Source organism: Maribacter sp. R86514 (genome assembly GCF_044597005.1).
Lineage (GTDB): Bacteria > Bacteroidota > Bacteroidia > Flavobacteriales > Flavobacteriaceae > Maribacter.
The window spans coordinates 1,069,954-1,085,873 of the sequence record NZ_CP138999.1; the positions used below are offsets into that span (position 1 = coordinate 1,069,954).

Consider the following 15,920-nt stretch of genomic DNA (forward strand, 5'->3'; position numbering starts at 1 on the left):
ATTAAATGTTTTTAAACAATTGAGAATGAAGTAATAAAAACTGTAAATCATTATATTATTACCAATCAATTGGGAAGTAATCCTTTAAAAATTTACCACACCAATGTTTACCCGTATTGATACCGTCAAAAAGTGGATCCATTACTCTAGCAGCACCGTCAACAATATCTAAGGGTGGTTGAAAATCGTGTACTTCTTGTTTCTTCTTAGCTAATTCTGCAGGGTCTTCGTCAGTTACCCAACCCGTATCGACTGCATTCATGAAGATTCCGTCTTTTGCTAATTCCCCAGCAGCAGTATGTGTTAACATGTTCAAGGCAGCCTTCGCCATATTGGTATGTGGGTGACGAGATTCTTTAAAGAAACGGTGGAATTTACCTTCCATCGCAGTTACGTTAATAATATGTTTCTGTCCCGTATTCTCTTTCTTCATCAACTCTGCCAAGCGATTACATAAAACGAAAGGCGCTACGGAATTAACCAATTGAACCTCAATCATTTCAGTGGTTTCTATTTCGCCTAACTTTAAGCGCCAGCTATTTGTTTTACGCAAATCTACTTGTTGTAAATCGGCATCTAATTCACCCGTTGGGAAAACTTCTTGGGCTACTAATGCATTATCAAAACTATACGGAATCTGAGACAGCTTTGCAGAAGCTCGTATACCAATACCAGGTTCAGGTCCGTGCCAAGTAACCGGCATGTTTTGATTTGGTGATGCTTGTTTACTAAATCCTTTTAATTCTTGTAAGCAACTTTCATGATCACTTAATACCATTTGTGCAAACTTAGGTAGTGAAGAGATTTCTTTCTCTTCATTTGCCATAAGATGGTGGTAAAAACCAGCCGGTCTACGTACAGTCTGTGCCGCATTATTTATTAAAATATCTAGCTTATCATATTGCTGCTCTATAAAATTGCAGAATATTTCAACACTAGGTATATGACGTAAATCCAAACCATGAATTTTCAGTCTATGCCCCCATTCCATAAAATCTTCTTCCTTAGAAAAGCGAAGCGCCGAATCTATAGGAAAACGTGTGGTTGCAACAACAGTTGCGCCACCACGCAGTAACATTAATGTAATATGATAACCAATTTTTAAACGAGATCCCGTAATAACCGCAACTTGACCTTTTACATTGGCATTTTGGAATCTTTTCGCATAATTGAAATCGCCACAATCGCTACACATGGTATCATAAAAGTGATGAAGTTTAGTGAACTCTGTTTTACAAACGTAACAATTACGGGGAGTGGTCAATTCTGGTAAATCTTTGCTTGCCAATTCAGCAGCGGGTAATAATTTAGGAGCAACAAATACATGAGCTTCACGGGCACTACGAATACCAGTTTCTTTACGTGCATGCTTGTCACGAACGGCTTGCTTTCTTTTAGCGTTTCTTTTGGCATCTTTTACCCTTTTCGCAAACTCTTGTTTACTAGGGCGAGACAATTGGCCAGCTACTTTAATTAAGGCAATGCGTCTCTCTTCTGGAATTTCAAATATCTGATTGGTATCGTTTACCAATCTATTTAAAATTTTAATACAACTTTCAATCTCTGTTAAATCGATTTCAGTTTCGTTTTCGTGTTGTTTATCCTTCATCATACTACCTTAAAAAGGGCAAAAATACTAACAATTATTAAAGTACGGTAATGCGCACTTTTTTCTTTTTTAAACGGGAATTGTTCAATTGATTTACAAGTTGGTCAGATTTGTTCTTTGGCACTGCCACAAAAGCACAATCTTGCTTTAATTCAATATCGCCTAATTCTTCTCTGTTCAATCCTCCTTGTTTAAAGAAAAGTCCTGCTATATCACCTTTTGATATTTTATCTTTTCTTCCGCCAGAAATAAATAAGGTCTCCCAAATAGGGTCTCCTATCCTATTGGTTTTACTTATGTTTATTCCTTTGGATTTCTTAATGAATTCGGGTAACGATTCTTTGTTCCATTGCGAAACATATGCAGTTCCCTTTTCATTTACACGCGCGGTTCTACCGTTACGGTGGGTAAACTCTTCTATTCTATGTGGTAATTCGTAATGAATAATGAATTTTAATTCAGGTATGTCAATTCCCCTTGCGGCTAAATCTGTCGCAATCAAAATACGACTACTGCCGTTTCTGAATTTGATTAAAGCACGCTCACGGTCTTTCTGTTCCATACCACCAGAAAAGCACTCATGCTGAATGCGTTGTTGGCTTAAATAATCACTAACACTTTCAATACTATCCTTGTAATTACAAAAAATAATGCCTGGTTCTTCACCTATGTATTTTAGGAGTTGAACAAGCGTTTTTAATTTGTCTTTATCTTCTGAAATAACAGTGCTAATCGTAAGTTGTGGTGGTCTATCATTTTTAAGAAAATTGACACGCTTCGGATTTTCCATACCTACAAATTTCGGTATCTTAACACCTTCAGTTGCGGAAGTAAGAATACGTTTTTTAAGGTTTGGAAGCTCTGCAAGAATCTCACTCATCTCCTCTTCAAAGCCGACTTCTAAAGATTTATCGAATTCGTCAAGAACCAAAGTTTTAATATGATCTTTAGTAAAACGGTCTGCAAAGAAATGGTCAAGAATTCTACCAGGAGTACCTATTAATATTGCAGGAGTATGTTTTAGTTCAATTTTATCCTTTGACATGGGTCTGCCACCATAAATTGCATTCACTTTAAAACCAGTACCCATATTACGAATGACCTGTTCTATTTGAATGGCCAATTCTCTAGAAGGAACCAAAATCAATGCCTGAACTTCAGGGTCGTCATGGTCTAAAATATCTAAAACCGGTAAAAGAAAAGCCAATGTTTTTCCTGTACCGGTCGGAGAAATTAAAATGGTATTATTCGATGATGAGATAGCATCTAACGCACTCTCTTGCATCGGATTTAACGCATCAATATTCAATTTTGATAAAATCTCTTTTTGATTTTTCATGCGTCTTTGATAACCATTAATTTATATACGATTATGCCTCTTGAAGGTCACGTTTCGATTTTCTGTACAAATAATTTGGGAAAATTGTTCTTTTCGCGAATCTGTTCAATTTGTTAGCATTGATCATTTTCTGAAAAATAGGTTTAGTTACGCCAAAATACTCATACGTAGCACCATCAACGAAAGTAACTTCTAATACCAAACCATTATGCTGAAAATCGGCAACGCCAGAGTTTATAGACTCGTTGTATACTTCTTTATTAGCTTCTTTGGTTTCAGGAGCGATACTTACTAAAAAGTGGTATCCGTCAATAATACGACGGCTTTGAACCTCTGCTTCTTCTCTTTTGTCGTCACCCTCTTGAAATTTGTCTGGATGCCATTCTTTTACCAATTTTCTATAGGTAGACTTAAGAGCTTTAAGTTCAATTTCTTTTTCAACCCCGAAGAGTTTCTTATATTCATTAATACGCTTCATAATGCAGCTTTTTTGCGGGTGCGAAACTACATCTTTATTTTGACGTAGAGCATTGAAAATGAGTAATAAAAAAGCCCTTCATTTCTGAAGGGCTTTTTCTTAAACTTGAAAGTATATATGTCTTAGATAACTTTAACGTTCACTGCGTTTAAACCTTTGTTACCTTCTTTAAGTTCAAATTCAACTTCATCGCCTTCACGAATCTCATCGATTAAACCAGAAATGTGTACAAAGTGGTCTTTTTCAACTCCTTCTTCAGTGATAAAACCGAAACCTTTTGTGTCATTGAAAAATTTTACTGTTCCTTTACTCATTGTAATGTAATTTAATTTATAATACTTATTAAGGGTCAAAGATGACCCCAATAGTTGAGAAACAGCGTTTAAAGTTCTTTTATATCTGTTTTTTGTGAAGACTTTAAGAGTTTTCGTACTTAAATTGAGTTAATAGAAGTTTTGCGGTCATATTATTTCTGAAATAAGCTATCCCAAATCTAAAAAAATAACTGGTTTATTGAATTTATGTTCAATTGTATAATCATAATTTATAATACTTTAGTAGAAACAACTTCATAACAACATACAATACTCATTTCAATGAAAAACTTATTCTTGTTCAAAAATGTCCTGTTTGGGCTACTATATACATTATTTATTTCTTACAGTGTTATAGCCCAAGAACCTAAATTCAATATTTCTAAAGATTTGCTGCTAGTTCAATTAGATTGTAAAACAGATATAGACGATTTACACACTGCAGCCGGTTTGGCAACACTTTTAAAACACCCAGATTACAAAGATTTAAATTACTTCGCTGTTGCTGGTACTTATGGCATTCAAAAAGGATTATATGTACCGCCAAATGAATTAATGAAAATGGCGTTTCAAAGTAATTGGGCAGATGCGGACAAGAAATGGGAAGCATCTATCGACAAAGTAGTGACTAAAGCATTAAATATTATTGAAAATGGCGGTTCAATTTGGATAGCTGAAGCTGGGCAATCAGATTTTACTGCAGACTGGGTTAAGAAGTTTTCAGAAAAGAACCTTGCAATAAATATAAGAGAAAGTATTCATGTAGTTCAACATAGTGATTGGAACGAATCTGTTACTGAACCAATTAAATTAAAGTATGTTCAAACTGTAACGGACTACCATAAAATAGCAGATGGTAATGAAGTGGGCAATGGTACACCGGGTTTAAAGTCTGATGGCAAGGTTGATTGGGAATCTAAATTAAACGATGAACACTTGACCAAAGTTTGGAATACTGCTATTCGTTTAGGAAATGAATATAATGGTAAGGACGGCAGATATTTAAATAAAAGTGTTGCTGAAGGCGGATTGGATTTTTCTGATTTAAGTGAAGTGTGCTATATTTTAAACCTTATGAACATTAAAAATACAGATGAGTTCTTTACCTATTTTATGGTAGAGTAAAACCTATTTTAGTTTTAAAAAGGCCTCTTGCAATCTTTTTGTAATAGGGCCTTTTTTATTTCCTGAATATAGCTGGTGGTCATCAATATTTTGAATAGCTGCAATTTGAGTACTGGTACCTGTTAAGAAGGCTTCATCAATACTATCAATTTCAGCTACCTTAATGGCTTCTTCTATAATTTTAATACCAAGTAAGTGGCATAGTTCAATGACTACAATTCTGGTAATACCATTAAGAATATGCTCATCTGCTGGGTGAGTATATACTGCTCCATCTTTTAGAAAAAATAAATTACTGTGAGATGCTTCTGTAAAAACGCCATTTCTATGTAAAATGGTTTCATAACATTCATGCTGCATAGCTTCTTCGTTCAGCATTACATTTCCTAAAAGAGAGGTCATTTTAATATCGCATCTAGACCACCTAAAATCTTTTCTTGTAATTACATGTGCATTCACCAAATTTATTTCAGGTAAAACTTTTGGTACAGCATACATCATTACTGTTGGTTTTATGTTTGACGGAAAAGAATGTTGTCGCGGTGCCACTCCCCTAGTGATCTGTATGTATAGCATACAGTCCAAATTTGTCAATTGAGCAGCGTGTAATAATTTGGGTATTTCGTTTTTAAGAATAGCTACATCAAAATCAATATTAACTTTATGTAAACCGGATTGCAGTCTTGCAAGGTGCTCTTTTTCATAAAAGAAATTTCCATTTATTTGAACCATAACCTCATAGAGACCGTCACCAAAAATAAATCCGCGGTCAAAGACAGAAATTTTAGCTTCAGCAGAATCTACAATCTGTCCGTTTAAATAAACTTTATCTGGATAACTCATTTTGTTTTAAAAACCTATTATGTATTAAAGGAGTATAAGGTTACAACTATGTATAAATTAACATAAATATAGTTACAGAATAATTAACTCTAATGTAGTTGCATAAAAAAAGCAGCCTTATCGGCTGCTTCTTTATACATCTTATCTATTTATTAATTGTTGCTGGCTAAAGCTGTATTACTATAGGATAACCTATAAATAGCATCACCATAATCATCTGATATAAGCATAGAGCCATCTTTTAAAACTAACAGATCTACAGGTCTACCTGAAGCTTTTTGTTCAGATTCGTTTAACCAGCCATCAATAAAAATCTCGTTATTTATAACTTCGCCATCTTCAATATCAACCATCATAATTCTATAACCTACTTTCTTGCTTCTGTTCCAAGAACCGTGTTCTGCAATGAAAGCTTTGCCCTTATATTCTTCTGGGAACATGGTACCTGTATAAAATTTTATAGCCAAAGGCGCAACATGAGCACCTAACTGCAGAGCAGGTTCAACAAAATCTGAGCAAGGTCTTTGATCTCCGAATTCTGGATCCTTTACAATGCCACCATGGCAAAATGGATACCCAAAATGCTGACCAGCTTCGGTAACTTTATTAAGTTCGCAAGGTGGAATGTCATCACCTAACATATCGCGACCATTATCTGTAAACCACATTTGATTTGTATCTGGATGCCACGTAAAGCCGACAGAATTTCTAATTCCCTTGGCATAAATCTCTCTATTACTTCCATCAGGGTCCATTCTTGAAATCGTCGCAAAACGTTCATCTTCATCGGTACGGTTACAAATATTACATGGTGCACCTACCGGTACATATAATTTATCGTCAGGTCCAAAGGCTATGTATTTCCAACCGTGGTGAAATTCCGTCGGAAAATCATCATAAATCAATTCCTTTTCTAACTCACCATCTATTTGGTCTTCAATATTTGGATATTTCCAAAGGCTACCTGGTTGTGCAACATATAAATCACCATTTCTCATGGCAATTCCGTTAGGCACTTCCATAGTATCAAGTACTATAATATTGTCAGCTTTAAAATCGCCATCGGTGTCTTGTATAGCATATACATTATTTTCTGTTCTAGTGCCTACGAACAAAGTGCCGTTCTCACCCATTGCCATAGAACGGGCGCCGTCTACTCCCCTAGCATATACTTCAATTTGAAAACCTTTTGGAAGATTCAGCTCTAGTAAAGCTAAATCTGTACTATCAAGCTCAACTTCTTTTTCCGTACTATTATTATCTCCTTTCTTGTTTTCTTTACAAGAGTGTAATGCTATAACTACGGATAAAAACATAGCTAATCTTAAAAATGAAATTCTCATATTCAGGTCGTTTAATTTAATACGAATATACACAACAAGATTTATTATCTAGATTTTTAAAGGTAGTTGCAGGTTATTATAAATAAAAAAAGTCTATCATAACCAAGTTATGATAGACTTTAACCAACCAAACAATATTTTAATATTTAAGAGTTGCCGTCCATAGCTTTACCTATAAGGGTATCACCCTGTATAATTTCAAAAGTACTATTTATGGCAGCATCGTCATGTAAAGACCTTACCAGTGTTTGTGCAACATCATCTCTAGTAATAGAGCCTTGCTTGTTCAATTTAGATTTAAGCTCGATTTTACCTGTACCAGCATCATTGGTCAAAGATCCCGGTCTAACTATAGCGTGCATTAAATTTTTAGATTTAAGGTATTCATCGGCATTGTGTTTTGCTTTTAAGTACTCTTTTAAATCACTAGCCTCTTCAGGATTATCTGCACCCATAGAACTTAACATGACAAACTTTTTAATGTTTGCTTTTTTAGAAACATCAATTAAACTTTTGGCGCCTTCTTGATCAACTTCTACCACTTTTTTACCACCAGAACCAGCAGCAAAAATTACTTTGTCAATATTTTCTACAGTATGTGATAAGTCTTTTTCTAAATCACCTAAAACCGTTTTTATATTATCTTTTTCAAATTGTTCTTGCTGCTCTTTTTTGCGCACCATGGCTACTGGTTCAAAATATTGAGAACTTTTTAAAAGGTTAACTATTTTTTTTCCTGTGGTACCGTTAGCACCAGCAACTAATACATTTTCCATCTTCAAATTGTTTATTTGCAAGATGACTAAAATATACAGCTATCATTAATTCGTAAAAAGAAAATCTTAATGCTAAACGTTTGTTTCCTCATTTTTAGCTAACCTATTTAATTGAGCTCATAACCATTTGTTTTGTGCTAACAGGAACAAATAAGAAAAGGTAATTTTCAAAAAAATATACATATGAAAACTGAAAATAAAACAGAGACTTATAATTCTGATATTACCCAAGAAGATTTACAAGCTTTAGGAGAAAAGGTGAAAAACACCCGTACGGATGATGGTGATGATAGCCAATTATACGACAGAAATAGAAAAGTTGATTTTGCTGGAAAAGATTTAGATATACCTGGTAGAAGTCTTCCTCAAAATAAGGTTTCAAAATCTTTAAAAGATGAAGAGAACCAGTTATATAGTTTAGGTGGTGCTGAAAATGAAAATTTAGAACATAATAATGATGATATTTAATAGGTGTTACTGAGTAAAATTAAAAAGGGCAGCCATTTGCTGCCCTTTTTTTTATGTCTTGAATTTTAATTATTTTCTTCATAAGTTGGGTAGTCTATATATCCTTCTTTTCCTGGTGTGTAAAAGGTATCGGTATCCCAATCTGCTAATGGGTAGTTGTGTTTAAACCGTTCTACCAAATCAGGATTGGAAATAAACGGTTTACCGAATGCTACCAAATCTGCATTACCCTCTTCGATTACCTTGTTGCCAGATTCTTGGTCAAAACCTGCATTGATCATTAGAGTACCATTATAAAGAGGTCTAAAATGTTTAGCAATGTGTTTTACTGCAAACGGTATATTAGAAACATCGTTAAAAGGTTCAGATAAATGCACATAAGCTAAATCATAGTCATTCAACTTTTTAATGATATGCTCAAAAGTAGGAATCGTTTCCTCGTCCATAGTAATACCGAACATTCCGTTTAAAGATGGATTAAATCTAACCCCGATTTTTTCTTGTGCGATAGCCTCTTTAATAGCATCTAACACTTCAAAAAAGAAACGAGTTCTATTTTCTATGCTTCCTCCATACTCATCTGTTCTGTGATTAGACGTTCCATTAAAAAATTGATGAAATAAGTATCCATTGGAAGAGTGAATCTCAACACCGTCAAAGCCTGCTTCCATAGCATTTATAGCTGCGTTCTTAAAATCTGCTACCGTTTGCTTAATGTCTTCAATACTCATGGCTTTTGGTGTAACCGTATCTTTAAATCCTTCTGGAGTATAAGACTGTGCATTCGGGTTTATGGCAGATGGCGCTAAAGGCAATTCACCATTATGAAAATCTGGGTGAGACATTCTACCAACATGCCAAAGTTGTATGAAAATCTTACCCCCCTTATCATGTACTGATTTCGTTACTTTTTTCCATCCTTCTACTTGTTCTTTTGAATGAATACCGGCTGTATTTACATAACCAACGGCATCTTTAGAAACCTGCGATCCTTCTGTAATAATTAATCCTGCGGAAGCTCGTTGCGTATAATAGGAAACATATAAATCTTCAGTAGGGATATTGCCTTCATTAGCAGCTCTGCTTCTCGTCATAGGTGCCATAACCACCCTGTTACTTAAGTTTAAAGTTTTATGAAAAGGGGATAATAATGCTTGATCGCTCATATATGTATTTTTTGTAATGTATATTTTTTGTCTTACAAAGTTGAAATAATTACAAGTGGTTTATTGACTCTAAGCGTTAAAACAATGTTATAAAACGTATAAAAAATAGATTGCTTCGCCTATATCATATTTTTGCTTTTCTAATAAAAATAAAACCTTTCTAGATTTTTATCGTAAGTAGAGATAAAACAACCCTTTCTAAACTTTTTTTTATGATTTATAGCCGCAAATGGGCACTACAGTCTACTATATTATTATTTATACTAAGTGCGACAACAATTGTAAATGCCCAAACTTTAAAAGGTAATATTACCGATACTGAAGGTACTGCATTAGAAAATGTAGGAATCTTTAATCAAACATCAGGTCAACATAGCCACACAAATTTATCAGGTACATTTGCACTCACTTCTACATCGGTGAATGACTCTATTTATTTTTCTAATTTAGGTTTTAAAACATTTATTCTTGTAGTAAATCAAGACCATTTAAAAGAGGGAGTTAGCATCTCTTTAGAAGAATCTAGCATTAATTTAGACCAAGTTGTAGTCGTTTCTAAAGTTGATGCGATGAGTAAAATTGTGAATATAGATGTACAGAACGACCCTGTAAAATCTTCACAAGAGATTCTTAGAAAAGTGCCGGGTCTGTTAATAGGTCAACATGCCGGCGGTGGTAAAGCTGAGCAGATTTTTTTAAGAGGATTTGATATTGATCACGGTACCGATGTAGCACTTAGTGTAGATGGTATGCCAGTAAATATGGTATCGCATGCACACGGTCAAGGGTATGCCGATCTACACTTTGTAATACCAGAAACTATAGACAATATCAACTTTGGTAAAGGTCCGTACTACGCTGATAAAGGCGATTTCAATACAGCTGGTTATGTAGATTTAAGTCTTAAGAAAAGCATTGATAAGAGTATGGTTTCTTATGAAGCGGGACAATTTAATACAAACAGATTTGTAGGTCTCTTCAATATTTTAGAAAGTAGTAAGAGTAGCGCATATGTAGCATCTGAGGTGTATTTAACTGATGGTCCATTTGATTCTCCACAGAATTTTAACCGTTTAAATATTCTAGGACGATATAACTATAAGGATATAGGGAAAGAGGAATTAACTTTGACCGCATCGCATTTTCAAAGTAAATGGGATGCTTCTGGACAAATTCCACAACGCGCAATTGATCAAGGTATAATAGGTCGTTTTGGTGCTATAGACGATACTGAAGGCGGACAAACAAGTAGAACAAATTTAATGTTGAATCACACTAAATTTCTAGGTGAAGATCAGTTCTTAAAAACAAGGGCTTTTGTGAGTAAGTATGATTTTGAACTGTTTTCAAATTTTACCTTCTTTTTAGAAGACCCAGTAAATGGAGACCAAATACGCCAGTATGAAGATAGAACCGTAATGGGAGCTGAAACTGTCTTTGAACAAATAGATATAGCCGTTGGTGCAGATGACAGATTTAAATATTCTGCAGGAATCGGTTTTAGAAACGACAACGTAAATGATGTAACCTTAGAGCATACTTTAAACAGAAAGACGGTTTTAGAACAATTTGCCTTTGGTGATGTAGATGAAACCAATATGTACGGTTTTGTTGACGGTGAGTATAAAACAGGTAACTGGACTTTTAATCCGTCTGTTCGTTTCGACTATTTCAACTTCGACTATGAAAACAAACTGAGTCAATTATATGATAACAAAAGCGAAAACAAGGCAATAGTGAGTCCTAAACTGAACACTATTTATGCAGTAAATAAAGACTGGCAATTATTCTTGAAAACAGGTTTAGGTTTTCATTCAAACGATGCCCGTGTTGTTACGGCAAATGAAGGTAGAGATATTCTTCCAAGAGCATATGGTGTTGATTTCGGAACTATAATTAAACCAGTGGATAAATTGGTATTGAACGCAACCTTATGGGGCTTATTTTTAGATCAAGAGTTTGTGTATGTTGGTGATGCAGGTATTGTTGAGCCAAGTGGAAAAACTAGAAGAGTTGGTGTAGAAGTTGGTGCGCGTTACCAAATGTTAGATTGGTTGTATGTATATAGTGATGTTAATTACACCTATGCTAGAAGTACAGAAGAAGTCGACGGTGAAGATTATATTCCTTTAGCGCCAGATTTTACAGCTGTTGGCGGATTGTCTTTTAGTGATATTGGCAATTTTTCAGGGAACCTGAATTATAGATATTTAGGTGATAGAGCGGCTAATGAAGATAATAGCATTGTCGCGGAAGGATATTTTGTTACCGACCTAAACCTGAACTACCATATTAAAAACTGGACCGTTGGTGTAATCGTTGAAAATCTTTTTGATACAGAATGGAACGAAACGCAATTCGCTACCGAAAGTAGATTATTCAATGAACCAGCTTCTGTCGAAGAAATTCATTTTACTCCCGGTACTCCATTTTATTTAAGAGGCAAGGTTGCTGTTAGATTTTAAAGAGTTGTTCTAAAAAGATTTTAAAAGGATGATTTGTTACTTCTGTAATGAATCATCCTTTTTTTAGACCAAGGCAGCATGCAAGAAGTTTTTAAAGATTTTAGTACTGGTGGATTACTGAAAATTGGTAATGAATTATTACTAGAACCCTATAGAAAACCAAAGCAAGCAGGGATTTATATTTTTATAAGAACCACTACTCAAAAAGCTTCTATAGAAGTCGATGGTGTTCCATATACCATTTCAGAACATAGTTTGCTGGCATTAACGCCAATTCAGTTCTTACATTATACAGAAGGCAGTAATTTAATCGTCTATCAATTCAACAGAGAGTTTTACTGTATAAAAGACCATGATCAAGAAGTAAGTTGCGCTGGGTTATTGTTTTTTAGTAACGCACATATTCCCGTTATAGATTTAGAAGAAAAACAACAACGAAAGTTTGATACGCTGCACGAGGTGTTTGTTGATGAGCTAGAAACCGAAGATACCATTCAAGCAGAAATGCTTCGTATGCTTATGGCTCGTTTTATGATTATGAGTACGCGACTACTTAAAGCAAAAGAAGGGTTTAGTGAAGCTACCAATGATATAAAAGTAGATTTACTCAGAAACTTCAATTTGCTGGTTGAAGAATATTACAAATCAGAACATTCGGTTGCTTTTTATGCCGATAAGTTATTTAAATCTCCTAAAACACTTTCAAACACCTTTTCAAAATTCAATACCACTCCCCTACAAATTATTCATGAGCGTATTATTCTTGAAGCAAAACGATTACTTATTTATACAGATAAGACCACAAAAGAAATTTCTTATGAAATTGGTTTTGAAGATGCCTCTTATTTAAGTCGTTTATTTAAAAAGCAAACTCAGCAATCTCCGTCTGATTTCAAGAAGCAACTAAAAAAATCATTTTAGGGAAAAATTGACAATACCTCGGGTAAAATTGCCCGTTTTAAGATTCATAATACCTAGTTCTTTGTAGTGTAGAATTAAAACATCAAAGACATGAACTTAAAACACAAATCAATCTTCAATTTAATTGAAATATTTACGTCTAAGAAGACGGTTGTACCTAACACTATCAATGTAGATAAGCATTGTCAACATAATCATTTGTCAGATTACTATTGTGATTCTGATAGTACTTCAAGACTAACAAAAGCATTCGGTTCTTTTTTATAAAGGAAAAATTGACATGTAGAAAGGAAGTCTCTACCTAATAAGAGTTCCATAGTGAAGCTACCTTTGTACCAGATAATTTAAAGAACAAATCAATAATAATTAAAGATAAAAATATGAGCACATTTAATATACCAACAAGAGAAGACGTAAGCGAAAACAATAAAGCGATTTTCGATAATTTAGAAAAAGCTTTGGGCTTTGTTCCTAACTTATATGCAACATATGCAAATAGTGATACGGCATTAGAAAACTACTTGAATTTTGCCAACGCAAAAACATCATTATCTGCGAAAGAGAAAGAAGTTGTCAATTTAGCGGTTAGTGAAGTAAACAACTGTATCTATTGTTTGTCTGCACATACGGCAATAGGTAAAATGAACGGATTTACTGATGAGCAAATTCTTGAACTAAGAGCAGGTAAAGCATCTTTTGACTCCAAATTGGATGCTTTGGCTCAATTAGCAAAAAATGTTACAGAGAATAGAGGACGTACAGATGAAAAACTTTTAGAAAATTATTTTGCAGCCGGTTATACAAAAGCAAATTTAATTGACACCATTTCATTAGTGGGTGACAAAACAATATCAAACTACATACATAGCACTACTCAGGTGCCAGTCGATTTTCCTGAGGCAGTTGCTTTATAAATACAAATTTACAAACAATAATTATTAATCTATTCATTAGAGCAAAAGCTCATTAAATTTTAAACACATGAAAAAAGTATTATCAATTTTAGTTATCGTATTGGCATTTTCTTTCAACGCAAACGCTCAAGATAAAATGATGAAGCAACCAGTTAAGAAAATTGCTTTAGAGCAAACAACTGGTGAGTTTACACAAAAATCAATTACAGTTAGCGAGGGAACTTATGTTTTTGATGTTGCGAACAACAACGTGGGTAAAGATGTTGGTTTGGTATTGGTTAAAAAAGGAAAAGATGTCTCTAAACCAGAAAATCATATCCAAACGGCATATGTAACAGCTGCGGTTAAAAATAATACTGTAGGTCACTCTAAGGAAACGAAATTGGAAAAAGGAGAATATGTATATTTCTGTCCTTTAAACCCAACTCCGCAATACAGTCTTATCGTTGAATAAGAAGTAATTAGCTATAGACAAAAAGGGCTGTTCTTAAAGAACAGCCCTTTTTGTTTTTATAATATCTATGGAAATAGAAAATTTTTTTCTTTGATTAATCTTCTGGCGGATGCCCATGGATATCTTCAAATACCCTATCGAAATTTTCTCGTAAATAAGCATTTAATTTCTTTTGGTAATCATCTTTCAACCAGCTTAAGAAATTATAAGTACTCTTGCTTATACATTTACCATATACATGAATACGATTATCAATATCTTCCTTTAACAATTTAGCAAGAGCAATTGCATCGTAAACATCTTCACTATTTTCAATACACATATAAGCATGCTGCGCAATAGAACGTTCTAAAACCACTTTAGAAGATTCTCCGGCAAACGTTGCTGTTTTATAAGTTTCTTTAATATCGAAATAGGTTTCTTTAGAATTTTTAAATTCCGCCTTAACCTCTTCAGATAAATCTAACTTAAAATCACTTTCAATTTCCTCGTCATCCTTAATGCGGTCCATGTAGAAATTCGGAGACTTGAATATAGCTCCCCAATCTAAATCTGCACCCCATGGTCCAAAACGATAAAGGTTGTTACCTAAATCTATAACCGTAAATTTAGATTTGTTATTCAAAATCCTAGAGCCCCTACCGATCATTTGATAGTAAAGAGTTAGCGATTTTGTTGCTCTATTTAAGATAATAGTATCAATCGTAGGCTCATCAAAACCTGTAGTCAAAATACTTACCGATGTTAATATGGCATCAGGTGTTTCTTTAAACCATTTTAATATTTGCTTACGCTGTTTTTTGGTAGCGGTATTATCAAGATGCATAATATTTAATCCTGCAGCTTGAAAAGTATGGTATACCTGTATAGAGGTTTCAATACCATTGTTGAAAATCAATGTCTTTTTACCTTTAGAATGTTTGGTATAAGCTTCTAAAAGCTTATTTAACATTGCCGGGCTAGTATAAAGATCAGCAGAAGATTTTACGGTATAATCACCATTTGACCCAATTTCAAGAGAGGTAAGTCCCATGTCATATTGAAATACTTCCGCTCTTGCCAAGAAATCATTGGCTATAAGATTTTCTATGGTTTCACCAGGTATAAGCTCATCATAGTTTTTGTTCATTGGTAAGTCCTTATTAGAACTTAAAGGAGTTGCCGTAACACCAAGAACAAAAGAGTTTTCAAAGAACTTAAAAAGTTTGGTGAAAGAATTATAGTGGGCTTCATCAATAATTACCAAACCAACATCGGAAATATCTAGTTGGTCATCGTTCAACCTATTGTTTAAGGTCTCTACCATGGCTACATAACAACTGTAACGTTCATGGTCATCAAGATTGGCCTTGCTGTTTACTACCTTGTTAACAACGCCAAAACTAGTAAGCATGGCAGAAGTTTGGTTACAAAGTTCAATACGATGTGTCATTACCAAAACCTTTTTATTGTGGTTTTTGAGGTATTGACGTACTATTTCCGAAAAAATCACTGTTTTACCACCACCGGTAGGCAATTGGTATAGAAGGTGATAATCTTCTCGTTCTGAATCGAACTTGTCAAAAATTTGTTGAATAGCTCCTTGTTGATAGCTGTAAAGTTCCTTATCGGTCTTTCTATCTTGTAATTCAAAAACTGTCTCTTGCATAAAATCTTCTCTGGAGTTTACAAAGGTAACATTCTCTGCAAAACATTACTAATACAT

The 15,920-nt window shown here is 34.2% G+C and carries 15 protein-coding genes; 6 read left to right on the forward strand and 9 right to left on the reverse strand.

Translation table 11 applies throughout. The annotated features are described in order from the left end of the window. Positions 1 to 58 precede the first annotated feature (58 nt). The 4 genes from SJY30_RS04795 to SJY30_RS04810 form a co-directional block, all read right to left on the reverse strand. Positions 59 to 1,609, reverse strand: a complete 1,551-nt coding sequence (locus SJY30_RS04795; protein ID WP_396634462.1) for an SDR family NAD(P)-dependent oxidoreductase — start codon at positions 1,607 to 1,609, stop codon at positions 59 to 61. 37 nt (positions 1,610 to 1,646) lie between these two features. After that, positions 1,647 to 2,948 carry a DEAD/DEAH box helicase gene (locus SJY30_RS04800; RefSeq protein WP_396634463.1) on the reverse strand — a complete coding sequence of 434 codons (1,302 nt, stop codon included), beginning with the start codon at positions 2,946 to 2,948 and terminating at the stop codon, positions 1,647 to 1,649. 31 nt (positions 2,949 to 2,979) lie between these two features. Next, the gene (locus SJY30_RS04805; protein ID WP_396634464.1) at positions 2,980 to 3,426 is read right to left on the reverse strand and encodes a KTSC domain-containing protein; all 447 of its coding nucleotides are present in this window, start codon (positions 3,424 to 3,426) and stop codon (positions 2,980 to 2,982) included. Positions 3,427 to 3,548: 122 nt separating this feature from the next. Beyond that, entirely contained in the window at positions 3,549 to 3,740 is a 192-nt protein-coding gene (locus tag SJY30_RS04810; protein WP_027067037.1) for a cold-shock protein, read from the reverse strand. Between the two features lie 282 nt (positions 3,741 to 4,022). Here SJY30_RS04810 and SJY30_RS04815 point away from each other — a divergent pair, with 282 nt between their 5' ends. Next, positions 4,023 to 4,865 carry a hypothetical protein gene (locus tag SJY30_RS04815; RefSeq protein ID WP_396634465.1) on the forward strand — a complete coding sequence of 281 codons (843 nt, stop codon included), beginning with the start codon at positions 4,023 to 4,025 and terminating at the stop codon, positions 4,863 to 4,865. 3 nt (positions 4,866 to 4,868) lie between these two features. On the opposite strand, the gene SJY30_RS04820 is transcribed toward SJY30_RS04815, so the two are convergent. From SJY30_RS04820 to SJY30_RS04830, 3 genes are all read right to left on the reverse strand, one after another. Further along, a complete protein-coding gene (locus SJY30_RS04820; RefSeq protein ID WP_396634466.1) occupies positions 4,869 to 5,708 on the reverse strand; it encodes an aminotransferase class IV in 840 nt (279 codons plus the stop codon). Positions 5,709 to 5,860: 152 nt separating this feature from the next. Beyond that, positions 5,861 to 7,051, reverse strand: coding sequence for a PQQ-dependent sugar dehydrogenase (locus SJY30_RS04825; protein WP_396634467.1), 1,191 nt, complete (start codon positions 7,049 to 7,051; stop codon positions 5,861 to 5,863). Between the two features lie 146 nt (positions 7,052 to 7,197). Further along, a complete protein-coding gene (locus SJY30_RS04830) occupies positions 7,198 to 7,827 on the reverse strand; it encodes an SDR family oxidoreductase (RefSeq protein ID WP_396634468.1) in 630 nt (209 codons plus the stop codon). 183 nt (positions 7,828 to 8,010) lie between these two features. On the opposite strand from SJY30_RS04830, the gene SJY30_RS04835 reads away from it, so the two are divergent. Continuing rightward, positions 8,011 to 8,295: a hypothetical protein gene (locus SJY30_RS04835; protein ID WP_396634469.1), complete on the forward strand. Its 285-nt coding sequence runs from the start codon at positions 8,011 to 8,013 to the stop codon at positions 8,293 to 8,295. Between the two features lie 65 nt (positions 8,296 to 8,360). Here the strand turns inward: SJY30_RS04835 and SJY30_RS04840 are convergent, their stop codons facing one another. Further along, complete coding sequence (locus SJY30_RS04840; protein ID WP_396634470.1) at positions 8,361 to 9,461, reverse strand: alkene reductase; 1,101 nt, start codon at positions 9,459 to 9,461, stop codon at positions 8,361 to 8,363. 212 nt (positions 9,462 to 9,673) lie between these two features. Between SJY30_RS04840 and SJY30_RS04845 the strand changes: the two genes are divergently transcribed. From SJY30_RS04845 to SJY30_RS04860, 4 genes are all read left to right on the forward strand, one after another. Further along, positions 9,674 to 11,926, forward strand: a complete 2,253-nt coding sequence (locus SJY30_RS04845) for a TonB-dependent receptor (protein ID WP_396634471.1) — start codon at positions 9,674 to 9,676, stop codon at positions 11,924 to 11,926. 78 nt (positions 11,927 to 12,004) lie between these two features. Continuing rightward, positions 12,005 to 12,847 (forward strand): helix-turn-helix domain-containing protein, encoded by an 843-nt coding sequence (locus SJY30_RS04850; protein WP_396634472.1) that lies wholly within the window; start codon positions 12,005 to 12,007, stop codon positions 12,845 to 12,847. A 380-nt stretch (positions 12,848 to 13,227) separates the two neighbouring features. Further along, positions 13,228 to 13,761 (forward strand): carboxymuconolactone decarboxylase family protein, encoded by a 534-nt coding sequence (locus tag SJY30_RS04855; protein ID WP_396634473.1) that lies wholly within the window; start codon positions 13,228 to 13,230, stop codon positions 13,759 to 13,761. Positions 13,762 to 13,828: 67 nt separating this feature from the next. Continuing rightward, entirely contained in the window at positions 13,829 to 14,215 is a 387-nt protein-coding gene (locus SJY30_RS04860; protein ID WP_396634474.1) for a hypothetical protein, read from the forward strand. Between the two features lie 94 nt (positions 14,216 to 14,309). Here SJY30_RS04860 and SJY30_RS04865 read toward each other — a convergent pair whose 3' ends face one another. Then, on the reverse strand, positions 14,310 to 15,863 hold the full coding sequence (locus tag SJY30_RS04865; protein ID WP_396634475.1) for a DEAD/DEAH box helicase: 1,554 nt from the start codon (positions 15,861 to 15,863) through the stop codon (positions 14,310 to 14,312). Between the last annotated feature and the right edge of the window lie 57 nt (positions 15,864 to 15,920).